The 21623-nt window shown below is 68.9% G+C and carries 19 protein-coding genes; 8 read left to right on the top strand and 11 right to left on the bottom strand.

The window, feature by feature from the left end; all coding sequences use genetic code 11:
* Nucleotides 1-58 precede the first annotated feature (58 nt).
* A complete protein-coding gene (locus tag GEV07_12125) occupies nucleotides 59-1240 on the top strand; it encodes an alpha-hydroxy-acid oxidizing enzyme (GenBank protein ID MQA03429.1) in 1182 nt (393 codons plus the stop codon).
* Nucleotides 1237-2289, top strand: a complete 1053-nt coding sequence (locus GEV07_12120; GenBank protein MQA03428.1) for an MBL fold metallo-hydrolase — start codon at nucleotides 1237-1239, stop codon at nucleotides 2287-2289. The genes GEV07_12125 and GEV07_12120 overlap by 4 nt, the downstream gene beginning before the upstream one ends.
* 10 nt (nucleotides 2290-2299) lie before the next feature.
* Here the strand turns inward: GEV07_12120 and GEV07_12115 are convergent, their stop codons facing one another.
* Both GEV07_12115 and GEV07_12110 read right to left on the bottom strand, forming a co-directional pair.
* Nucleotides 2300-4297, bottom strand: a complete 1998-nt coding sequence (locus tag GEV07_12115; protein ID MQA03427.1) for a GTP-binding protein — start codon at nucleotides 4295-4297, stop codon at nucleotides 2300-2302.
* A 131-nt stretch (nucleotides 4298-4428) separates the two neighbouring features.
* Nucleotides 4429-5541 carry an FAD-dependent oxidoreductase gene (locus GEV07_12110; protein MQA03426.1) on the bottom strand — a complete coding sequence of 371 codons (1113 nt, stop codon included), beginning with the start codon at nucleotides 5539-5541 and terminating at the stop codon, nucleotides 4429-4431.
* A 270-nt stretch (nucleotides 5542-5811) separates the two neighbouring features.
* Here GEV07_12110 and GEV07_12105 point away from each other — a divergent pair, with 270 nt between their 5' ends.
* From GEV07_12105 to GEV07_12090, 4 genes are read left to right on the top strand one after another with little or no spacing between them, the layout of a single operon-like run.
* The gene (locus GEV07_12105; protein ID MQA03425.1) at nucleotides 5812-6846 is read left to right on the top strand and encodes a hypothetical protein; all 1035 of its coding nucleotides are present in this window, start codon (nucleotides 5812-5814) and stop codon (nucleotides 6844-6846) included.
* A gap of 34 nt (nucleotides 6847-6880) precedes the next feature.
* Nucleotides 6881-8398, top strand: a complete 1518-nt coding sequence (locus GEV07_12100; GenBank protein MQA03424.1) for a tricarboxylic transporter — start codon at nucleotides 6881-6883, stop codon at nucleotides 8396-8398.
* The gene (locus GEV07_12095) at nucleotides 8395-8922 is read left to right on the top strand and encodes a hypothetical protein (GenBank protein MQA03423.1); all 528 of its coding nucleotides are present in this window, start codon (nucleotides 8395-8397) and stop codon (nucleotides 8920-8922) included. The genes GEV07_12100 and GEV07_12095 overlap by 4 nt, the downstream gene beginning before the upstream one ends.
* The gene (locus GEV07_12090; GenBank protein ID MQA03422.1) at nucleotides 8919-9650 is read left to right on the top strand and encodes an isochorismatase family protein; all 732 of its coding nucleotides are present in this window, start codon (nucleotides 8919-8921) and stop codon (nucleotides 9648-9650) included. Before GEV07_12095 ends, GEV07_12090 begins: the two co-directional genes overlap by 4 nt.
* Here the strand turns inward: GEV07_12090 and GEV07_12085 are convergent.
* The 8 genes from GEV07_12085 to GEV07_12050 all read right to left on the bottom strand — a co-directional run bounded on the left by GEV07_12085 (nucleotide 9600) and on the right by GEV07_12050 (nucleotide 18031).
* Nucleotides 9600-11378, bottom strand: coding sequence for an IucA/IucC family siderophore biosynthesis protein (locus tag GEV07_12085; protein ID MQA03421.1), 1779 nt, complete (start codon nucleotides 11376-11378; stop codon nucleotides 9600-9602). The genes GEV07_12090 and GEV07_12085 overlap by 51 nt on opposite strands.
* Nucleotides 11379-11386: 8 nt before the next feature.
* Nucleotides 11387-11968 (bottom strand): GNAT family N-acetyltransferase, encoded by a 582-nt coding sequence (locus tag GEV07_12080; protein MQA03420.1) that lies wholly within the window; start codon nucleotides 11966-11968, stop codon nucleotides 11387-11389.
* On the bottom strand, nucleotides 11965-13284 hold the full coding sequence (locus tag GEV07_12075) for a SidA/IucD/PvdA family monooxygenase (protein MQA03419.1): 1320 nt from the start codon (nucleotides 13282-13284) through the stop codon (nucleotides 11965-11967). The genes GEV07_12080 and GEV07_12075 overlap by 4 nt, the downstream gene beginning before the upstream one ends.
* A gap of 20 nt (nucleotides 13285-13304) precedes the next feature.
* Nucleotides 13305-14822, bottom strand: coding sequence for a pyridoxal-dependent decarboxylase (locus tag GEV07_12070; GenBank protein MQA03418.1), 1518 nt, complete (start codon nucleotides 14820-14822; stop codon nucleotides 13305-13307).
* Nucleotides 14823-14929: 107 nt separating this feature from the next.
* Nucleotides 14930-15583 (bottom strand): response regulator, encoded by a 654-nt coding sequence (locus GEV07_12065; GenBank protein MQA03417.1) that lies wholly within the window; start codon nucleotides 15581-15583, stop codon nucleotides 14930-14932.
* Nucleotides 15580-16713, bottom strand: a complete 1134-nt coding sequence (locus GEV07_12060; protein ID MQA03416.1) for a sensor histidine kinase — start codon at nucleotides 16711-16713, stop codon at nucleotides 15580-15582. The genes GEV07_12065 and GEV07_12060 overlap by 4 nt, the downstream gene beginning before the upstream one ends.
* 131 nt (nucleotides 16714-16844) lie before the next feature.
* Nucleotides 16845-17279, bottom strand: coding sequence for a DoxX family protein (locus GEV07_12055; protein ID MQA03415.1), 435 nt, complete (start codon nucleotides 17277-17279; stop codon nucleotides 16845-16847).
* A gap of 233 nt (nucleotides 17280-17512) precedes the next feature.
* Nucleotides 17513-18031, bottom strand: coding sequence for a winged helix-turn-helix transcriptional regulator (locus GEV07_12050; protein ID MQA03414.1), 519 nt, complete (start codon nucleotides 18029-18031; stop codon nucleotides 17513-17515).
* A gap of 98 nt (nucleotides 18032-18129) precedes the next feature.
* On the opposite strand from GEV07_12050, the gene ald reads away from it, so the two are divergent.
* Both ald and GEV07_12040 read left to right on the top strand, forming a co-directional pair.
* On the top strand, nucleotides 18130-19245 hold the full coding sequence (gene ald, locus GEV07_12045) for an alanine dehydrogenase (protein MQA03413.1): 1116 nt from the start codon (nucleotides 18130-18132) through the stop codon (nucleotides 19243-19245).
* Between the two features lie 231 nt (nucleotides 19246-19476).
* Nucleotides 19477-21093, top strand: a complete 1617-nt coding sequence (locus GEV07_12040) for a GAF domain-containing protein (protein MQA03412.1) — start codon at nucleotides 19477-19479, stop codon at nucleotides 21091-21093.
* A 179-nt stretch (nucleotides 21094-21272) separates the two neighbouring features.
* Here GEV07_12040 and GEV07_12035 read toward each other — a convergent pair.
* A partial coding sequence (locus GEV07_12035; GenBank protein ID MQA03411.1) for a universal stress protein occupies nucleotides 21273-21623 on the bottom strand: 351 nt, incomplete at its 5' end.

The raw sequence follows: 21623 nt of genomic DNA, 5'->3' as shown, positions 1-21623 counted from the left end.
CGATGACCGGATGGCTGGCATGAAGCGACGGCGACCCCGCTGGCACGAGCTGCGGCGTATGCTGCCGCCGCGCCCCACGTTGCCGTCCACGCAAGCACGGTTGCGCGGTGCCGCGGACGTCGCTGACGTGCGGGAGCTCGCCCGCCGGCGCGCACCCCGGATGGTCTTCGACTTCGTCGACGGCGCCGCGGACGGCGAGCAGTCGCTGCGCGCCGCCACCGAGGCGTTCGACGAGGTGACCTTTCACCCCCGCATCCTGCGGGACGTAAGCACGGTGTCGACAGCGACCAAGATCTTCGGCCGCAGCGTCGGCATGCCGCTGGTGCTCGCACCCACCGGCTTCACCCGTATCTCGCACCGGGAGGGGGAGCCGGCCGTCGCACGCGCCGCGGAGGCGGCGCGGGTCCCGTACACGCTGTCGACGATGGGCACCACGCCGGCAGACGAGGTGGCGGCGGCCGCGCCCGACGGCTGGAACTGGTTCCAGCTCTACGTCGTCCGCGACCGCGCGCAGAGCACGGAGACGCTGCAGCGTGCGAAGGAAGCGGGGATGGACGTCCTCGTCGTCACCGTGGACGTGCCGGTGCTCGGCTCCCGGCTGCGCGACGTGCGGCACGGGATGACCATCCCGCCGACGCTGCGCTGGCGCAGTGCGATGCAGGCCGTCACCCGTCCGGCGTGGTGGTTCGACTTCATCACCAGTGAGCCGCTGCGGTTCGCCACCGCCGGCGGGTCCGCGGACAACCTCGCCGGCATCATCAACACGTTGTTCGACCCCAGCGTCACGTTCGCCGACCTCGAGTGGATCCGCAGTGTGTGGGACGGCAAGATCCTGGTGAAGGGCGTGCAGGACGTCAGCGACGCGAAGCAGCTGGCGAGCATCGGCGTCGACGGCATCATCGTGTCGAACCACGGCGGCCGGCAGCTCGACCGGGCACCGGCACCGCTCGACCTGCTGCCGCACGTGCGCGAGGCCGTCGGCGACGACACCACGCTGTTCCTCGACGGGGGTGTCCGCCGTGGCTCGGACATCGCTGCCGCGGTCGGACTCGGGGCGGACGCGGCGTTCGTCGGCCGTGGGTACCTGTACGGGCTGATGGCTGGCGGGGGACCGGGGGTCTCGCGGGTGATCGAGATCCTGCACCGCGAGCTGATGCGGACGATGCAGCTGCTGGGAGTGCGCACGGTGGCGGAGCTGAACAGCGACCTGGTCAGTGCGCGGACGCAGGTCGGTCGATGAGGCAGCGGGAGCGCATCGACGACGACGAGCGACACCGGTGGGAAGAACCCGGTGTGTACGACGTCATGCCGGGCCTCTACCGCGTGCCGTTGCCGCTGCCGCAGGACGGGTTGCGTGCCGTCAACGTCTACGTACTCGAAGGTGACGACGGGCTGACGCTTGTCGACGCCGGCTGGGCGTTGGATGTGTCCCGCGCGCAGCTCGGCGACGCACTCGCCGAGCTGTCGTACTCGGTGGCCGACGTGCGGTCCATCCTCGTGACGCACGTCCACCGCGACCACTACACGCAGGGCGTGGCGCTGCGCCGGGAGAGCGGGTGCGTGCTGCGGCTCGGCGAGGGGGAGCGGCCCTCGCTCGAGAACCTCAATAACGGGCTGCACCTGAACGGCGAGGGACATCTCGCCCGGCTGAGCCGGCACGGCGGCGAGGATCTCGTCGCCGAGCTGCGTTCCGCGTCGTCCGGCCCCAGCACCGATCCCACCCTGTGGGAGCTACCGGACGAGTGGGTTACCAGCGGCCGCGAGTTCCGGGTCGGTGGCCTGGGGCTGCGGGCACTGCACACGCCCGGCCACACCCAGGGGCACCTGACGTACGTGGTGCCGAGCCACGAGACGGTCTTCACCGGCGACCACGTGCTGCCGCACATCACGCCGTCGATCGGCTTCGAGAACCAGGGCGGTGCGCTGCCCCTGCGCGACTACCTCGAGTCGCTGGCGCTCATGCGCGGCCTGCCGGACTCGATGATGTTGCCGGCGCACGGCCCGGTGCGGTCCAGCGTGCACGCCAGGGTCGGCGAGCTGCTCGCGCACCACGAGGAGCGGCTGGACGCGTGCGTGGCACTGCTGGACGGCAAGCCCTGTACGGCGTTCCAGGTGGCGCAGGAGCTCGGCTGGACCCGGCGGAACCGCCGCTTCGACGACCTGGATGCCGGCAACCGGATGCTCGCCGTTTGCGAGACCGCCGCCCACCTCGACGTGCTGGAGCTGCGCGGGCGGTGCGTACGTACCGACGACGACGGGACCATCCGCTACCACCTCGACGACCCCTGAGGGACGGCGCTCACTTCTGGGTTGCGCGCTGCAGCCGTGCGACCCGCAGCAGGTACTCCTTGCGGTCGAGCGGGTTGTGGTCGGTGCGCGGACGGCACGGCACCTCGTCGGTGACAGGCGCGTAGTGGTCGAAGGTGCACTCGAGCACACCCTCGCCGCGGCTGGCGGACGGCAGCTGCTGCTGCAGCTGGCTCACCCGTGCGGCGGGGATGTCACCCTCGACCGTGCACAGCGACCCGCGGATCTCCTGCCGGCGCGGGACGGCACGCATCGCCGCGAGGGTGCGCAGTGCCGCGGCGGGGGTGTCGGCAGGGACCTCGAGCCGGAAGGCATGTATCGGCTCGCAGACGTGGGTGCCGGCGCGGGCGAGGGCACTCATCAGGACCAGCGGGGTGAGGTTGCGGAAGTCGCCGGCCGTGCTCGACATGCTCTTGTCGAAGACGCCGTGCGCGTGGCTCTGCCGCGCCCAGTAGCCGGAGTGCGTCATGGTCACCGTGCAGTCGGTGACCTGCCAGCCGTGCAGGCCCTGGGTGAGCGTGTCGTGCACCGTCTCCTCGACCGCCCGGACGAACGCGTACGGCAGCGAACCGAGCTCAACCGCGAGCTCGAACCGTACACCGGTGTCGAGTGCGGCCGGCTCGACCCGTAGCCCGACGGTCGCGAGGAACGGGTTGCTGTCCGTGCCGATGGCCTCGACGGCCGAGCTGGTACCGACCGGGCGTTCGATGCACAGCGTGGTCGTCTCGCGGAAGTTGACGGCGATGCCGAAGTCGTCGGCCAGCGTCGCCTCGATGACCTGCTTCAGCACCTCGCCGTAGAGCGGGACGGAGATCTCCCGCCTGGTGTCGTCCTGCCGCACGTCGATCAGCGGGTCCTGCTCGGCGAGCCGGGTGAGCGCGGCGTGCAGCACCCGGCGCTCCGCCGGGTCGCGCGGACTGATGACCGTCTCCAGGCTCGGCGGGCCGAAGAAGTGCTCCGTGCCGGCCGCGTCCGCGGTGCCGACGTGGTCACCGATGCGGACCGTGTCGAGACCGGTGACCGTGCCGATCTGCCCGGCGGTCAGCGTCGTGCTCCACCGATGCGAACCGCGGGCGAACACACGGATCCCCGTGACCCTCGGCTCCTGGTCGCCGAGCCGCACCCGGTCGCGCAGCCGCAGCGTGCCGGACGTCATGCGTACGTACGCGATCCGCTCGTCGGCGGGCCCGCGGTCGATCTTGAACACGGTGCCTGCGACCGGCCCGTCGGGCTCGCCTGCGGTCGGCGGCAGCAGAGTGCGGAGACCGGAGACCAACTCGTCGACACCTGCTCCCGTGATCGCCGACCCGGCGAACACCGGGTGCACGCATGCGCGCACCGTCTGCCGCACCAGCTCGTCACGCAGGCGCGGAGGAGGCAGCGAGCTGTCGTCGGCGAGATATGCGGCGAGCAGCTCGTCGTCGTTGTCGACGAGCAATTCGAGCAGCGCTGCCGTGTGGTCGCTCTCGGCGCCGGCATACGGCCGGAAGCGTGCGTCCTTCGTGCCCGCCCCGCTGGTCGTCCCCATGGCAACGACCGCGGGCGTGAGCCGGTCGGCCATGTCGGTTAGCACGTCGGCCGGCCGGGCGCCCGTGCGGTCGATCTTGTTCACGAAGATCAGCGTCGGCACCCGCAACCGCCGCAGTGCACGCATCAGCACCCTGGTCTGGGCCTGTACGCCTTCCACGGCCGAGACGACGAGCACGGCCGCGTCGAGCACGGTCAGCACCCGTCCCACCTCGGCGACGAAGTCGGGATGCCCGGGGGTGTCGATCAGGTTGATGGTGCGGCCGCCGATGTCGAACGACACGACGGCGGACTTGATGGTGATGCCGCGCTGCCGTTCCAGGTCGAGCGAGTCGGTCTGGGTGCTACCGTCGTCGACGCTGCCGATCTCGTCGATGACGCCTGCCGTGAACAGCAGGCGTTCCGTGAGGCTGGTCTTACCGGCGTTTACATGCGCCAGGATCCCCAAGTTGAGCGTGTGCATGGAGCGTCATGTCCTCGACGTAGGTGTCTGTGGGTCGCGGAATGGACATGAACGCTCGCCGCATTGCCTCTCCTCGGTTAGCTACGGACGACGAGTGAGTACAACACACCACGGAACCGCCCGCCACCGATTTATCCCAGGCGGTCGTGCCGGAACGGGGCGAGCTCCGGGCTGGCTGCGCCGCCCACTATCTCCGGGCCGAGCAGCTCGGCGATCCGTAGGCAGAGGGTCGCGGCGCTGTGCGTGACGGCGAAGTGGAAGTTCTCGATGCCCGCCGACCTGCCGAGCACGGGCAGCCCGTCCGCGGGCATGGGACGGGTCCCAACCCGAACCGACTCCACCGCGGCTCCGTCGATCGCGGGGTAGAGCTCGGCCGCGTCGGCGAGGAGCCGTTCCGCCGTCCCGGGTGCGACGTCCCAGCCACCGTCCGGCCGCTGGCGGGCAGCACCGTCCGCCGCCTCGCTGTGGAGCAGCAGGCGTCCACCACCGTCGGGACGCAGCTGCACGCGCGGACCGTGGATCACGCGCCCCACGGCCACGGCGACCGGCTCGACGTACGTCAGCACGCCCTGGGTGTTGCGCATCGGCAGTTCGAGGCCGGCGAGCGCCGCGACGGCGGCCGCCTCCGGCCCGGCACAGTCGACCACCTGGTCGGCCGCGAACGACGCCCCGGACGCTGTAGTCACCCCGGCCACCGCGGCGCCGTCGAACGTGCAGCCCGTCACCGCGTCGTTGGTCACCACCCGGGCGCCACGCGCACGTGCCAGGTCGAGCAGGGTGCCGACCAGCCGGGTCGGCTCGATCCATCCCTCTTCCGGGTAGTACGCGATGCCGTCGTCAGAGAGTTGGTCCGCCGCGAGCGACGGTTCGAGCGTCAGGGCCTGTGCCCGGTCGAGCAGGGCGACGGGATAGTGATAGCGGCGCAGCCGGTCGACCTTGGCGTGCAGCGCGGCCTCGCCTGCCGCGGTGTCCGTCCACTCCAGGTTGCCGCCGGCGTGGTACCAGCTCGCGGCGGGCAGCTCGGCGGCGAGCCTGCGGTGCGCGAGCATGCCGCCGACGTTGAGGTCGTGGTACTCGCGTGGCTCCTTCGAGTTGGCGTTCGTCCACGAGAACGTCGCGTTCGACGTGCCGCCAGCCGGCCGGCCCGAGTCGATCAAGGTGACGCCAGCGCCGAGGCGACCGAGCTCAGCGGCGAGAGCGGAACCGACTACGCCGGCACCGATGACGACCACACGAGTGGACATGGGTACCTCGTCTCCCGTTGGTGACAGTTGCCGTTCCCACCTCATCAGGTGGCAGGGACACGGGCACGCGCGGCGGTCACTGTCGGTGGTGCGTACAAGGCCCTGCCTGGTCGACATGGTCGGCCGCCGCGGGGTGGTACAACGAAGTGTCGACACCCTTGTTAGTTGACCTAAGTAACACGTACTATCCGATCCGCACGCTAGGTGTCGACACTTGGCTGCCCGTGGCGCAGCTATCCCCGATCACAGTGCAGTGAGGAAGGTATCGACATGTCGTATCGGAACGGGGTTACGCGTTTGGGGCACGCCCTCGGGGTCGGCCTCGCGTTGTCGGCTCTCGTACTCACGACGGCCGGCTGCGGTGGTGGCGGTGGGGCGTCGTCGGAGATGAGCAAGGAAGAGTGCGAGAAGTACCCGGAGAAGGAGGTCGAGCTGGTCATCGGCCGCTCTCCGGGTGGCGGCTACGACGAGTACGGCCGGTTCCTCGCACCGCTGCTGAAGAAGCGGCTCGGCACGAACATCGTGGTGAAGAACGAGGACGGCGCCGGTGGCCGGGTGGCGGCCAGCCAGGTCTACGGGGCCGATCCCGATGGCTACACGATCCACATCACCGAGCCCAACGGTCTCGCGGCGCTGCAGGTAGTCCAGGAAGTGGACTACGACCTGCCGAAGTACACCCATCTCGGCCTGGTCAACAACCGGCCGAGCACGTTCGCGGTGTCCACCAAGTCCGACATCAAGACCTTCGACGACCTGGTCGAGGCCGGTAAGAAGAAGAAGAAGCTGAAGTTCGCGAACGCCGGGTTGACCAGCCCCAACTTCATCAACGGTCTCATCGCTTCCGAGCAGGCGGGTATCAAGCTCACCTCGGTGCCGCACGAAGGGAGCTCGGAGGCGATCACGTCGCTCGTACGGGGCGACACCGACTTCACGGTCTTCTCCGGTGACTCGATCGCAGAAGCGGTCGACGCAGGCGAGGTACGGGCGCTCGCGCAGTTCGGCTCGGAACCGCTGGACATGCTCGGTGACACGCCGATGGCGGAGGACGTCGGGCTCGGTGACCTCGCCGGTAAGCTCACCACCGACCTGATCTTCGTCGCGCCGCCGGATCTTCCCTCCTGTGTGCAGAAGAAGCTGACCAAGGCCGTGCAGGGCGCGTTGAACAGCGACGAGTTCGCTGCGTTCGGGGAGAAGGGCAGGATCGTCCAACCGGGCACTCCGGCGCAGCAGCGGAAGCTCATCAAGCAGTCGGTCTCCTTCTACAAGCAGCACGCGGACACCTATCGGAAGTACCTCACCCGCTGAGGAAGCGGGTGATCGGCGAGGAGTGGGATCGTTGATGATCGAGGCCATCCAGAGCGCTCTCGAGACGCTGCTGTCGTGGCCGAACATCTTGATCCCGCTCCTCGGGACGGTCCTCGGCCTCGTGGTCGGGGCGATGCCCGGCCTGGGTGCCGCAGCCGGCATCGCGTTGGTCATCCCGCTGACCTACGCGTGGGCGCCGGAACAGGCGTTCCTGCTGATGGCGTCGATGATCGGTGGTACGGCGTTCGCCGGTTCGATCACGGCGATCCTCATCAACACGCCGGGTGAGTCGGCGAACGCGTCCACCCTGCTCGACGGCTATCCGTTGGCGAAGAAGGGCGAGGCCTCGACTGCGCTGTCGGTGTCGGCCACCGCCTCGGCACTCGGTGCCATCTTCGGGCTCGCGGTGTTCGTGAGCGTGCTGCCGCTCAGCCGCCAGCTGATCCTGCAGTTCTCGTACCCCGAGACCTTCATGGTCGCCGTGGTCGGGTTGTTCATCATCGCGTTGATCTCGCGGGGCTCGCTCATCAAGGGGCTCGTCGCAGGCGGTCTCGGTTTCCTGCTGTCGTTCGTCGGCCGCGACCTGCTCACCGGCGAGACCAGGTTCACCTTCGACATCCTGTTCCTCGAGGACGGCCTGGACTTCGTAGCGGTGCTGATCGGGCTGTTCGCGTTGAGCGAGGCCATGTCGCTGCTGCTCGAACCCAACCGGCCGCCGGAAGAGCGCAAGCTCGGCGCTAGGGCGCACTGGGCGCAGATACGCAAGGGTGTCGGGCTGTGCCTCCGATATCCGCGCATCCTGTTGCAGAGCAGCGTGATCGGCACGATCTGCGGCATCATTCCGGGTGTCGGCGGTTCGATCGCCGGGTTCATGTCGTACGCGGCGGCCAAGCAGAGCGCGAAGGACGGCGAGAAGTTCGGCACCGGCGACCCGCGCGGCGTGCTGGCGTCGGAGGCTGCCATCGACGCCAAGGACGGCGGCGCACTGTTGCCCACCATCGCGCTGGGACTGCCGGGCAGCGCGGTATGGGCGGTGGTTCTCGGCGCGTTCCTCGTGCACGGCATCGCACCGGGCAGAGAGATGCTGACCGACCACCTGGACGTCGTGTTCCTCATCATCTTCGGTCTGTTGATCTCGAACATCCTGACGTCGGTCATCGGGTTGTTGTTGAGCCGGGTGCTGGCGCCGGTCGCGCGGATGCCCGGCGTCTACGTCGCGCCGGTGATCTTTGTGATCAGCATGGTGGGTGCCTACAGCATCGGTCAGCGCAGCGGCGACATCCTCGTCGCGACGCTGGCCGGCGTGCTGGGCTTCGTGTTGAAGAAGTACGGCTTCAGCCTGGTGCCCGTGGTGATCGGCCTCATCCTCGGCCGGATGGTCGAGCAGGCGTTCGGCCAGACGGCACTCACCATGGGCCTCGGCGCGTTCTTCACGCGCCCGTTCAGCCTGGCGATCCTGGCGGTCGGCGTGCTGCTCTTCGTGGTTCCCCTCATCCGGGAGCGGTTGGCGAAGAAGCGCGGACCGCAGTCGCGGGAGAAGGTGTCGTCGTGAACGCACCGGAACGGCTGGCGACGGTGGCGGCCAATCGGCCGCGGTGGCTCACGGGCGCGGTGGTCGTCGACGTCGTCCTCATCGTGTTCCTGTCGTACCTGCTGTACGAGACGACACAGCTGTTCGGCGGAGCGCGAAGGTTCCCCATCGTCACGCTGCCTGTGACCATCGGGCTGCTGGTGCTGGATCTCGTACTCACCCTCGTCCCTTCACTGCGCCGCCGGCTGGGGTTCGTCGAGCGCGACTACATCAAGGTCGCGCCTGCCGGCTCCGCATCAGCGGACGGTGAAGCTGAGCAGCAGGCGGGTGCGCGGCAGCGGGTGCTGAGTCCGTGGCTCGTGCTGCTCTGGCTGCTGGCTCTCGGGCTCGGCATGTACTTCCTCGGCTACGCGATCATGACGCCCGTGTTCCTGGTTGCGTTCTTCCTCTGGGTACGGGTGCCGTTGAAGGTGGCGGCGGGTATCACCATCGTCATGTCTGCGCTCAACTACCTCGTCTTCTACCAGCTGCTGGGGTACGGGTGACCGAGCGATGCCGGCGACCGTGGGAGACGTACGTACCGACCGCGGAGCTGGAAGACCTGGCGGCCGCCGGTTTCGGCGCGCGTCAGGGAGCCGGCCTGCGTCCTTGCCGGGTGATCGTCGACGTCGTCATGTCGTTCCTCGGTCCTCGCCCGGGCAGCGCCGACCCGCCGTCGGTGATGGGGTGCGGGGAGATGGGATGGGCCCGCCTGCCGGTGATCGTGGATCTCGTCGAGACCATGCGCGCGGACGCCGTTCCTGTGGTGTTCACGCGCGGCGACCCGACGGACAAGGCGTTCTGCGGCGGTTCGATCAAGCGCACGAGCGACGCCGGGCTTGCGCGGCGGGTACACGAGGCGCCGTTCCCGCCCGAGTTGGTGCCACGCGACGACGAGTACGTGTTGGCCAAGCCGAAGGCGAGCGCGTTCTTCGGCACACCGCTGGTGTCGTATCTCGTCCGTACGGGTGTCGACACACTCGTACTGGCCGGCGCGACGACGTCCGGGTGCGTACGGGCGACGGCGGTGGACGCCGCGTCGCACAACTTCCGGGTCGCCGTCGTAGAGGACGCGTGCTTCGACAGGTCGGCGTTCGCGCATGCGGCCAACCTCTTCGACATCGACCTGAAGTACGGCGACGTGGTCGGCAGCGGCGAGGCGCTGACGTGGGCGACGACGCCGTCAGCCGTGGCCCGAGAGCGGGTTCCTGAGCGTGCCGACGAGCTCGAGTGAGTTCACCGGGTCCTGTAGGTCGAGCATCTGCTGGTTGTCCCTGAGCTGCAGCCGGTTGAGGCAGCACAGCGGGAACTCCTCGGCGAAGAGGTCGTACTTGGCGAACCTGTCCGCCAGCTGCGGCATCGACCGCTGGTAGTCGCGGATGCAGTCGGCGGCGATGTGCCACAGGTCGTCCAGCGGCAGGGTGTCGTCGGAGCTGAGCGTGGCGTTGAGGAAGCGCAGGAAGCAGTCCACGACGTCGGTGAAGATCGACAGCGTGCGCAGCTCGTCGGCCATCTCCACCCGTACGCGCTCGGCCTCGGGCGGCAGCGGGATGTCCGGGTCGCAGACCCCGATCTCTTCCGCGATGTCCTTGACGAAGACCCGCAACGGGACGTTGCGCTCGTCGAGCACGAGGATGACGTTCTCGCCGTGTGGTATGAACACCAGCCCATAGGCGTAGAAGCAGTGCACGAGGGGAGTGAGGTACGCGTCGAGGTAACGACGGACCCACTCGTGCGGGGAGAGCCCGGAGTCGGCGATGAATGCGCCTGCGACCGAGCGGCCGGTCTCGTCGGTGTGCAGCAGTGCGGCCATGGTCGCCAGGTGCTCACCCGGCCGTAGCTTCGGCACCGGGCTCTCCCGCCACAGACCGGCGAACATCTTCAGGTAGGGCGAGCCCGGTTTGGCTGCCGCCTCGTAGTGCTCGCTGTGGTAGCCGACGGCCGCGACCTCCTTGAGCACGTCGAAGCCGGCGGTCCGCAGGAGCGGGTCGTTGTGGACGAGGGAGCCCACCCAGTCGTTGATCGCGGGGGTGGCCTGCATGTAGGCCGCGGAAAGGCCGCGCATGAAGCCCATGTTCAGCACGGAGAGCGCCGTCTTGACGTAGTGCCGGGTGGGGTCGCTGGCGTTGAAGAAGGTACGTACCGACTGCTGCGCCCGGTGCTCGTCGTCGCCGTGGCCGAGACAGACGATGTGCCTGCGCGCGATGTCGGCCGCGTAGGTCACGGCGAGCTTGTTCCACCACTGCCACGGGTGCACGGGTACCAGGCGGTACTCGTCGGGATCGAGCCCGAGGTCCGTCAGCGTGCGGTCGAACCGCCGCCGGGTGTCTGCGTCCAGCTCACTGGTCACCAGCTCCTCGTACGTCAGCTCGGCGGACAGCGTAACGGTGGTCTTCGTGTGTCTGGTCGCGAGCCAGATCAACCGGACGGGGGCGCCGGTCTCTGGCGCGTACGAGTGGTACTCGGCGATGTCGAAGCCCAGCCGCGCGTTGTTCGCGACGAAGCACGGGTGTCCTTCTGACATCGAGGACTCGATGGCCTGGAAGTCGGCTGCGGCCAGCTCTTCCGCGGTCGGTGGCTTCGTCGCGAGGTGATACGCGCGGCCGGCGAGGGTGCTGCTGAGCTCCTCCAGGTAGACGGGCAACAGCTCGTCGCCGAGGTTGAGGGTCTCGCGGAACTCCACGACGAAGTCGAGGACGTCCAACGGCAGCGGGCTGCCCGAGGCGCTGCGGGTGATGCTGTCCTGGTCGATCTGCCAGTGGTCGAGACTGAGGACCGACGCCGTGAACGAGTACTCCACAGCGCGGTCGTCGCTGACGAGCACGTACCTGTCGTCGCCTTGCGGCACGGGGGCGAGCAGCCGCTCGTGGGAGAACTCCGCCAGCGCCTTGCGTACCAGCAGCCGGTTGGCGACGCCCCAGTGCTCCTCGGTGAGATGGGCGACAGCTTCTCGCGGGTCGATGGTGTGGCTCACGATAGTGCGGCACCCCTTGCCTTGGTCGCTTCGTGGAAGTCGGTCCGGGTGCAGGTACTCAGCAGTGCCTGCTTCTCCGGGAGCGTGACGGTCTTCTCCACCCGGAAGCCGACGGCCGCGTTGAGTGCTTGGACCGCCTCGTTGCCGACGTCGGGTTCTACGACGATGCGTTCCGCGGTCGGGTCGGCGAAGAACATCTCGACGACGGTCGTGATGACCGCACGGGTGAACCCCGGTATCGGGTTGTCGGTCGGCGCGGTGAGGAAGTGCATACCGACGTCGCCCGGCTGCACCGGGTACGTCTCGCCGATCGGGTCATGGCTCGGGTCGTACCGCTCGACGAGGAAGCACGGCCGGTCGTCGAGGTGGCCGAGGAACGCCTCGTGGGTGGGGGCGTCTGCGATGGCGCGGTACTGCTGCGCGACCTCGTGCACGGTCCAGCCCTGCATCAGCCAGAACCTGGCCTTCTGGTGCGTGACCCAGCCATGCAGCAGTGTCGCGTCGGTCGCCGGGTCCACCTGGCGCAGGGCGAAGCTGCCCAGCGCGGGGTCGGTACGGGTGAAGACGGGGTCGGTCACAGGGATGCCTCCGCTACGTGTCGCGTGGGTGCCGGCGCACCGAACTCCTGGAATGCGATGGACTCCTCGATGGGGTAGTGGTCGCGGCCGAGCAGCTCACGGATGATGTACGAGTTGCGGTACGCGGCCATGCCGAGGTCAGGCGCGACGAAACCGTGGGTGTGCAGCTCGGCGTTCTGCACGAAGACCTCGCGGCCGGTGACGTCCACGCTGTAGTTGCGCCGCACGTCGAACCGGCCCCTGGCGTCCCAACGGAGTCGCTCCGCGACCGGCGCAAGGAACTTCGGCGGCTGGTAGCGGTAACCGGTCGCGAGGACCAGCCCGGCCGTCGTGACGCTGAAGTCGCGTTGCTGTTCGACGTTGCGCGCCTCGAGTTCGTAGCGCTGGCGGGTCTCGTCGAATGCTGCACCGGTGACCTCCGTGTTGGTCAGCAACCGGGTACGGCATGCGCCGCGCAGGTTCTTCGTGTAGAGCAGGTCGAAGATGTCGTTGATCAGGGAGCTGTCGATGCCCTTGTAGAGCCCGTTCTGCGACGCCACCAGGTGGTCGCGAGTGCTGGCGGGCAGGGCGTGGAAGTAGTCGGTGTACTCGGGTGAGGTCATCTCCAGGGTCAGCTTGGTGTACTCGAGCGGGAAGAACCTGGCCGACCGGGTCAGCCAGGTCAGCTCGTATTCGTGGGCGTCGATGTCCTGCAGCAGGTCGTAGTAGATCTCCGCGGCGCTCTGTCCGCTGCCCACCACGACGATGCTGTCGCGTGCCTGCAGCGAGGGTTTGACGTCGAGGTAGCCGGAGCTGTGTACGGCGTCGGCCGGCAGGCCGCGGCACGGCTCGGGAACGTACGGCGGCGTGCCCGTACCCAGCACGAGTCGCCGTGCCTGGTAGATCTCCCGCTCGCCGGTCGACGTCTCGATCGCGTGCACGCGGTAGCAGCCCTCGGCCGCGTCGTACTCGACCGTGTCGACGTGCCGGCCGAAGCGCAGTGTGCTGAGCTGTCCTGCCGCCCAGCGGCAGTAGTCGTTGTACTCCGTTCGTAGCGGGAAGAAGCTCTCCCTGATGTAGAACGAGTAGATGCGGCCGCACTGCTTGAGGTAGTTCAGGAACGAGAACGGCGACGTGGGGTCGGCCAACGTCACCAGGTCTGCCATGAACGGGGTCTGGAGCGTGCTGGTCTCGAGCAGCATGCCCGGATGCCAGTCGAACTCCGGCTTGCGGTCGAGGAAGACTCCGTCGAGCTCGGCGATCGGCTCGGTGAGGCAGGCGAGACCGAGGTTGAACGGTCCGAGTCCGATGCCGATGAAGTCACGGGTGGTGGGCATGGGGTTTCCCGTCCGGTAGGTCAGCTGGCTTGGCGCTCGTCGGTGTCGGTGAGGAAGACCTCGGCGACGTCGGCGATCCGGTCGAGTACGTCGGCGATCTCGTCCGGCGTGGTGCGCGGGTTGAGCAGCGTGAACTTCAGGTACTGGCGGTCGCCGACCCTGGTGCCGGCGATGACTGCCTCACCACTGGCGAACAGCGCGTTCCTGATGTGCTGGTTGAGCTCGTCGCAGCGGCTGGCACTGACCCCCGCGGCGACATACCGGAAGACAAGCGTGCTCAGCTGCGGCCGGGTGACCACCTCGAAGCGCGGGTCGGCGGCGAGCAGCTGCCAGGTCCGCTCGGCGAGGTCGACCACGCCGTCGAACATCTCGCCGATGCCTTCCGCGCCGACGATCCGCAACGTGAGCCACAGTTTCAGCGCGTCGAAGCGCCTGGTGGTCTGCAGGCTCTTGTCCACCTGGTTCGGTATGCTATTGGCCGCGCTCTCTGCCGGGTTGAGGTAGTCCGCGTGGTGCGTCACGTGCCGCAGCGTGGCGCGGTCGCGTACGAGCACCGCGCTCGAGCTGACCGGCTGGAAGAACGACTTGTGGTAGTCGACGGTCACCGAGTCGGCCCGTTCCACGCCGCGGAGCAGCTCGCGCCGCCGCGACACCAGCAATCCGCACCCGTACGCGGCATCGACGTGCAGCCACACCTGGGCTGCCGCGCAGATCTCCGCGATCTCGGGAAGTGGGTCGATGCTGCCGTAGTCGGTGGTGCCGGCAGTGGCGACGACGGCCATCGGCACCAACCCGGCCGCGCGACACGCGTCCAGCTCGGCGGCGAGCGCGACGCTGCGCATGCGCCGGTCGGCGTCGCACGGCACGGCCACCACCGCGCTCTCGTCGAGCCCGAGCAGTGCTGCGGCCTTGACGATGCTGAAGTGGCTCGCGGTGGAGGCGAAGATGCGCAGCCGGTCGGCGGTCGCCGCACCTTCGCCGAGCCGGTGGCGGGCCTCGTTCCTGGCGATCAGCAGCGCCTGCAGGTTGGACTGGGTGCCCCCGCTGGTGAACACGCCGTCCGCCCGGCAGCCGAGGCCGACGCGCTGCGCCGTCCAGTCGACCAGCCGGCGTTCGATGAGGGTGGCGCCGGCGCTCTGGTCCCAGGTGTCCAGCGACGAGTTGACCGAGGACAGGATCGCCTCGCCGAGCAGTGCGGGGATGGTGATGGGGCAGTTCAGGTGGCCGAGATAGCGCGGGTGGTGGAAGTACACCGCGTCGCGCAGGTAGATGCGGTGCAGCTCGTCGAGTGCCTGGGTCAGGTCGCGGATCGGTCGGTCCAGGTCGATGCCGGCGATCACCGGTTCCAGGTCGCCCGGCGTGGCGCCGGTCGTCGGCCGGTCGACCGCGGCGAGGTGGTCGGCGACGTACTCGATGCCGCGGATCACCGTACGCCGGTAGTCGTCGACGGTGTCCGTGGCCAGCAGGTGCCTGCTGTGCTCGAGCGGTGGTGGTTCAGGCGACGTGGGGATGTCGAACGGGATGTCCGGCAGCGTCAAGACCTGGCCTCCTACCAAGTTGTGCTTAGGTTAGCCTAAGCTAAATTACACAACTCGCGCCGCGAAGAACACCCCGCGTGACATCTGCCACGCGAAACTGCGGAGAGCTACTCGGTGAGCCCGGACTGGTAGGCGAAGACGACGAGCTGGGCGCGATCGCGTGCGCCGAGCTTCACCATCGCGCGGCTGACGTGGGTGCGCGCGGTGGCCGGACTGACCACGAGCCGTTCGGCGATCTCGTGGTTGTTCAGCCCCTCGCCGACCAGCGCGACGATCTCCAGCTCCCGCTCGGTCAGCGTGCCCAGCTGCGGGTGCGGCTTCGCCGGGCGGCTGGAGCGGGTGGTGAACTCGCTGATGACCTTCCGGGTGATCGACGGGGACAGCAGGGCGCCGCCCTCGGCCACCAGGTGGATCGCGTGCAGCAGCTCGGCGGGCTTGGTGTCCTTGAGCAGGAACCCGCTCGCGCCGTGCCGCAGCGCCTCGAACACGTACTCGTCGCGTTCGAACGTGGTGAGCACGATGATCTTCGTGTCGCCGAGCGCGGTGTCGGTCGTGATCCGTCTGGTGGCCTCGAGCCCGTCCACGCCCGGCATCCGGATGTCCATCAGCACGACGTCCGGCCGGTGCGACCTGACCGCCTCGACGGCGTCCAGCCCGTCGACCGCCTCGCCGGCGAACTCCAGGCCGTCCTCGCTCTCGATCAGGGTGCGCAGGCCGAGTCGCACGACATCCTGGTCGTCGACGACCAGCACCTTGATCATGGGTGTTCTCCCGTCGGGATGGTGGCGTGCACCTCGAACCCGCCGGTTGCCGTGGCGCCGGCGGAGAACTCGCCGCCGAGCGCCGTCACCCGCTGCCGCATCCCCGTGATGCCGAGCCCCCGTCGGCCGTTGGCGTCGGCGGGTTCGGCCGGCCGGTCGGTGAGCGGGTTCGCGACCGCGATGATCACCGCGTCAGTGTCGTACTCGACGCGTACCGACGCAACCTTGGCGCCGCTGTGTCTGAGCACGTTGGTCAGCGCTTCCTGCACTACGCGGTAGCCGGCGAGGTCGACCGCGGCCGACAGCTTCCGCGGCTGCCCGGTCTTCTCCAGGTGTACGTCCAGGCCGGCTGTGCCCATCCGCTGGGTCAGCTCGTCGAGCCGGTCGAGGCCGGGACTCGGGGTGCGGTCCTGCTCGGCGTCCGACTGCCGCACCACGGCGAGCGTCGCCCGCAGCTCCTCGAGCGCCTCCGCACTCGTCCTGCTGATGGTGGTGAGCGCCTGCTCGGCCTGCTCCGGCTTCTTCGCCAGCAGGTGCAGCCCGACATCGGCCTGCATCTTGATGGCGGCGAGGCCGTGGCCGACCACGTCGTGCACCTCCTGTGCGACCCGCAGCCGCTCGTCGTAGACGTGCTCACGGATCTGCTCGGCGCGGTCACGTGCCGCCGACTCCCGGTTGAACCGCACGGCGACGCCGGCGGCGAACGGCACCGCGATCCACGCCGAGCCCGGGGCGAGCGACAGCAAGCCGGGCGCCGCGCCCTCGTGCACGAGCACGTGGACGAGCAGCACGGGCAGGGCGGCCAGCGAGGCCGGCACCGAACGGGACAGCGGCAGCTGCCTGGCCACCGTGTACACGGTGATGGCCCCGGTCAGCATGATGAACGCGTAGGGGTAGCCGAGGGTGAGGTACGTGGACGTCAGCAGGATGGTCGCGGCCATGACGGGCAGCGGCCAGGTCCGGCGGAAGACCAGCAGCACGCCGCTCGTCGCGGCGAGCGCGTACGCGAGTGCGTCGACCGGCCGGTCGGCCGGCGAGGCGATGTCGGTGAAGTGGGTGCTCACCAGGGCGAGGAGCGTGACCGCGGCGGCGAGCACGATGTCGCCGGTGCGTGGCCTTGGCACTCTCATCGATCCCCACCTGCCGTTCCGGGTCGCCCACGACGTAGCCAACCACCCAAGCATGCCGGGCGGACGCGGTGCTCGCGTCCGCCCGGAGGCGGCACCCGGTGTACGTCCGTCGACGTACCGCGGGGCCTCGGTCACCTGGTGACCAGCTTTGCGCCCAGTGCGCGCGCCGCGACCACGAGGCCGGCGGCGATCAGCACGATGTCCTTGAAGACGTACTGCGCTTCCAGGGTGGGTGCGCCGGGGAACAGGTCGCCGAAGAACAGCACCAGCGGTGACATGATCCCGACGAACGCCGCGCCCAGGGTCAGCAGCCCGACCTTCACCAGCTTGCCGGTGATCATCGTGACGCCGATGAAGCACTCCATCACCGCGGTGATGATCATCGCCGCCTGTGCGGACACCAGGTCGAACGACATCGTCTGCAGGGTCCGGACGACGAGCTCCTCGGCGGGGCTCGCGCCTGGGATGAACTTGAGTGCGCCGAACGCCAGGAAGACCACGCCGAGGCTGATCCTGAGGATGTCGATGCTGTGCGCAGCCAACAGCTCGGTCGCCCGGTGCAGCATCCGGTCCACGACCGGGTGGCTGAGCCGGGGGGCTCGCGGCTTGCTGATGATGGTGTCGTTCGTACTCATGGTGTGCGCTCCAGTCGAGTTGTCGTTGCTCGACTCAGAGTCGCTGGATTCGGCGCTGCTGCCGTCCGCCTGCGGACGGCACCTGGGCTACGGTGTTCCGCGCATGCCTGGGTGGCCCTCGTCGGCTCGTGGACGTAGCCAGCTGCCACGCCGGACGTAGTGCGCTACTGGTGGTGTGTCGACCGGATGTGCTCGAAGATCAGGTTCGTCTCGGTGTTGGCGACGTCCGGGTCGCCGCTGAGGTTGATGACGACGAAGTCGCGTAGGTCGTGCGTCGTGGCGGCGGCGAGGTGGATGTAGAAGTCCATCGGGCCGGCGAGGAAGAAGACGTTCAGTACGTCGGGGAGCGCGGCGACGCGTGCGGCGAACTGGCTGATGTGGCCGCGCGCGTGCGCCTGCAGGCGGACGGCGATCATCGCCTGGATCGGGCGGCCGAGCGCGACCGGGTCGATGTCGGCGTGGTACCCGCGGATCACCCCTCGCTCGCGGAGCGCCCGGACCCGGCCGAGGCAGGTCGACGGTGCGATGCCGACGTGCTCGGCGAGGGTGTTGTTGGGGATCCTCGCGTCCCTGGCGAGGTGCTTGAGTATCCGGTGGTCGATGTCGTCGAGACGGTCGGCGGCCGGATGAATATTCTTCGGCCGGTTGGCGTGCGGCGCAGATCCACTCGAACTATCTGTCATATACGCGAGTCTAGCTCGAATCTTCGTCAGGACACTAGCGCATTCCCTTGCAATGATTCATCATGCAAGGGAGATTGATCTTGCTCCGGGAGGAAACTGTGCAGGTCGGTGTGCCCACTGAGGTGAAGGACCACGAGTACCGCGTCGCCATCACGCCGGCGGGCGTGCAGGAGCTGACCGGGCACGGGCACCAGGTGTTCGTCCAGCCCGGCGCCGGCCTGGGGTCCTCGATCTCCGACGCGGAGTACCAGGCCGCCGGAGCGCGGATCCTCGCCACCGCCGACGACGTATGGGACGCCGCCGAGCTGGTGCTCAAGGTGAAGGAGCCGGTCGCGATCGAGTACGACCGGCTGCGCAAGGACCAGCTGCTGTTCACCTACCTGCATCTTGCGGCGTCGCGGGAGTGCACCGACGCGCTGCTCGCCGCCGGTACCACTTCCATCGCGTACGAGACGGTGCAGCTGCCCGACGGGTCGCTGCCGTTGCTCGCGCCGATGTCCGAGGTGGCGGGCCGGCTCGCGACCCAGGTGGGCGCGTACCACCTGATGAAGTTCAGCGGTGGCCGCGGTGCGCTGCTCGGGGGCGTGCCAGGCGTACATGCCGCCAAGGTCGTGATCATCGGTGCGGGCGTGTCGGGTCAGAACGCCGCCACCATCGCGGTGGGGATGCAGGCCGACGTGGAGGTGCTCGACCGCAACGTGGCGAAGCTGCGTGAGGTGGACGCCAGGTACCGCGGGCAGGTCCAGACGGTGACGTCGAACAGCTTCGAGCTCGAGCGCGCCGTCCTCGGCGCCGACCTGGTGATCGGCGCGGTGCTGATCCCGGGGGCGAAGGCGCCGACCCTGGTGAGCAACGAGCTGGTCAGCAGGATGAAGCCGGGCTCGGTGCTGGTGGATATCTCCATCGACCAGGGCGGCTGCTTCGAGGACTCGCGCCCGACGACGCACACCGACCCGACGTACCAGGTGCACGACTCGGTCTTCTACTGCGTCGCGAACATGCCGGGCGCGGTGCCGCACACGTCGACGTACGCACTGACGAACGTGACGTTGCCGTACTGCGTGGAGCTAGCGAATCGTGGTTGGCGTGCGGCACTGCGTGACGACCCGGTGCTGGCCGCGGGCCTGAGTACGTTCGAGGGCGCGTTGACGAACGCCTCGGTGGCCGAGGCGCACGGCTACGAGTCGATAACGGTCGCCGAGTTGCTCGTCTGAACGGAGAATCACCGCAGCGACACGCCTACCTCTCGATCGCCGGATTCGGTTGCCACGGCAGATGTTTACGATGACACTAGGCATTCACGCCGTGCTGCCGGAGAGGGGTTGGGCGTGGCCGGGAATCACCAGTCGCACCCGGAGTCGCCGGTTCTGCCGAAGCTGCGCCTCGACCAGTTGTTGAACGAGCTCCAGGAACAGATCGGCAACGTGCTCGACGTCCGCGACCGGATGCACCAGTTGTTGGACGCCGTGGTGTCCGTCGGCAGCAACCTGGACCTACCCGAGGTCCTCGACCGGATCGTGCGCGCCGCCGTCGGTCTCGTGGATGCCAGCTACGGTGCCCTCGGCGTGCTGGACGAGGACGGCGAACGGCTCACCGAGTTCGTCTACCGCGGCATCGGCCCGGAAGAGGCCGACCAGATCGGGCACCTGCCGTGCGGGTACGGCATCCTCGGCGTACTGATCAGTGACCCGCGCCCACTGCGGATGCGCGACCTGAGCAAGCACCCTGAGTCGTACGGCTTCCCCGCGAACCACCCGCCGATGCGCAGCTTCCTCGGCGTGCCGGTCCGCGTCCACGGCAAGGTGTTCGGGAACCTCTACCTCACCGAGAAGAAGTCCGGCGACGAGTTCGACGAGCACGACGAGAGCGTGCTGACGGCGCTGGCCGCGGCGGCCGGTATCGCCGTCGACAACGCGCGCCTGTTCGAGCAGTCCAAGCTCGGGGCGGCCTGGCGTAGTGCGTCGTCGGAGGTCACCTCGGCGCTGCTCGCCGGCACCGGGACGTCCGAGGTGCTCGAGCTCATCGCGACGCAGGCCCGGCAGCTCGCGCAGGCACGGCTGGCGTTGGTGCTGCTGCCAGGCGACGACGAGACGACGTTGCAGGTGGCCACCACGGCGGGCAAGAGCGACGTCACGGTCGACCTCTCCAGCGTCGCCGTCCCGGTGAGCGGGACGACGATCGGCGAGGTCTACCGGAGCGGACAGCCGATGACCCTGGAGACGGCCGAGCATGCACCGAGCGGGGAGCTGTTCGGTCACGCCGAGGTGGGGCCCTGTGTGGTCGTGCCGTTGGGCGAGGTCGGCGATCCGGGGCGGGCGCGTGGCGTGTTGCTCATGTACAAGCGCGACGACGACCCGCCGTTCCGCGAGTCCGTGGTGGAGATGGTCTCCGCGTTCGCCGCCCAGACGGCGGTGGCGATCGAGCTCGCCGACCGGCGCAGGGACGCCGAGCGGCTGTCGCTGTACGACGACAGGGACCGGATCGCGCGAAACCTGCACGATCACGTGATCCAGCGGCTGTTCGCCATCGGGATGAACATCCAGAGCGCGACCAGGACGGTGGGCATGAACACCGACGCCACGGCCGGTCGGCTGAACCGCGCCGTGGACGACATCGACGCGACCATTCGCGAGATAAGGTCGACGATCTTCGCGCTGCAGCAGCACACGGAGGCCGAGATCGGGCTGCGTACGCGACTGCTCGGCGTGGTCACGGAGCAGTCGGCCGCCCTGGGCTTCGAACCTTCGATCACGTTCGACGGCCTCGTCGACACCGCGGTGCCGGCCGACGTCGCGGACCACGTCGTCGCCGTGCTGCGGGAGGCGCTGGCGAACGTCGCGAAGCACGCGCAGGCCACCACGGCGGTGGTGGTGCTTTCCGTAGGCGACGCCGTCCGCCTCGAGGTGCGCGACAACGGCGTCGGCCTCACGGAGAATGGGCGCCACAGCGGCCTGGCTAACCTCGCCGCCCGCGCCGACCGCCTCGGCGGCACGTTCGAGGTGCAGCGCGGCTCCGAGGGCGGCACCGAAATGCGATGGCAGGTCCCGCTGGAGCGCCAGTAGGCCAAACTCCGTGGGTGGCCGCCGGCTGCTGCCGGCGGCCACCCACGCCCCGAGTCACAGGGCCGGCGGCACGGCCCCCTAGCCGCCCGGCCCCGGTACACTCCACATTCAACGTTGCGTGCAAACTCCGGCACAGTGTCGATGGTCATCACGTGGCGAGGACCAAGGTCCTTCGGGAACTAGGGCCGTTCCCTGATCACGGCGACCGGGCACGGCGCATGGTGCACCAGCGCCTGGCTGACCGAGCCGAGCAGCAGCCCGCGGAAACCGCCGCGGCCACGGGAGCCGACGACGACCAGCTCCGCCCGCTCGGCCTGGTGCAGCAACGCGGGCGCCGACCTGGAGTGCTCGACGTGCATCCGGACGTCGACGCCTGGGTGCTTGTCGCGCCAGAGACCGAGCTGCTCGGTGAGCTCGCTGCGCACGGTCTGCTGCACCACCTCCGGGTCGTAGACGAGTGGCAGCATCTCCCCGGGACGCACCGAAGCGGGCGCCGTCCAGGTGTGCACCACCACCAGCGGCACGCCGCG

The organism is Streptosporangiales bacterium (assembly GCA_009379825.1).
Classification (GTDB): Bacteria; Actinomycetota; Actinomycetes; order Streptosporangiales; family WHST01; genus WHST01.
This window is presented reverse-complemented; position numbering and strand designations above follow the sequence as displayed.

What these genes read in the sequence shown, in the direction of transcription:
- GEV07_12125 (MQA03429.1), top strand. Translation starts at nt 59, where the DNA reads ATGCTGCCGCCGCGCCCCACGTTGCCGTCCACGCAAGCACGGTTGCGC.
- GEV07_12065 (MQA03417.1), bottom strand. Translation starts at nt 15,583, where the DNA reads ATGATCAAGGTGCTGGTCGTCGACGACCAGGATGTCGTGCGACTCGGC.
- GEV07_12075 (MQA03419.1), bottom strand. Translation starts at nt 13,284, where the DNA reads ATGCCCACCACCCGTGACTTCATCGGCATCGGACTCGGACCGTTCAAC.
- GEV07_12050 (MQA03414.1), bottom strand. Translation starts at nt 18,031, where the DNA reads ATGACAGATAGTTCGAGTGGATCTGCGCCGCACGCCAACCGGCCGAAG.
- GEV07_12100 (MQA03424.1), top strand. Translation starts at nt 6,881, where the DNA reads ATGATCGAGGCCATCCAGAGCGCTCTCGAGACGCTGCTGTCGTGGCCG.
- GEV07_12060 (MQA03416.1), bottom strand. Translation starts at nt 16,713, where the DNA reads ATGAGAGTGCCAAGGCCACGCACCGGCGACATCGTGCTCGCCGCCGCG.
- GEV07_12055 (MQA03415.1), bottom strand. Translation starts at nt 17,279, where the DNA reads ATGCTGCACCGGGCGACCGAGCTGTTGGCTGCGCACAGCATCGACATC.
- GEV07_12110 (MQA03426.1), bottom strand. Translation starts at nt 5,541, where the DNA reads ATGTCCACTCGTGTGGTCGTCATCGGTGCCGGCGTAGTCGGTTCCGCT.
- GEV07_12105 (MQA03425.1), top strand. Translation starts at nt 5,812, where the DNA reads ATGTCGTATCGGAACGGGGTTACGCGTTTGGGGCACGCCCTCGGGGTC.
- GEV07_12115 (MQA03427.1), bottom strand. Translation starts at nt 4,297, where the DNA reads ATGCACACGCTCAACTTGGGGATCCTGGCGCATGTAAACGCCGGTAAG.
- GEV07_12120 (MQA03428.1), top strand. Translation starts at nt 1,237, where the DNA reads ATGAGGCAGCGGGAGCGCATCGACGACGACGAGCGACACCGGTGGGAA.
- GEV07_12040 (MQA03412.1), top strand. Translation starts at nt 19,477, where the DNA reads ATGCACCAGTTGTTGGACGCCGTGGTGTCCGTCGGCAGCAACCTGGAC.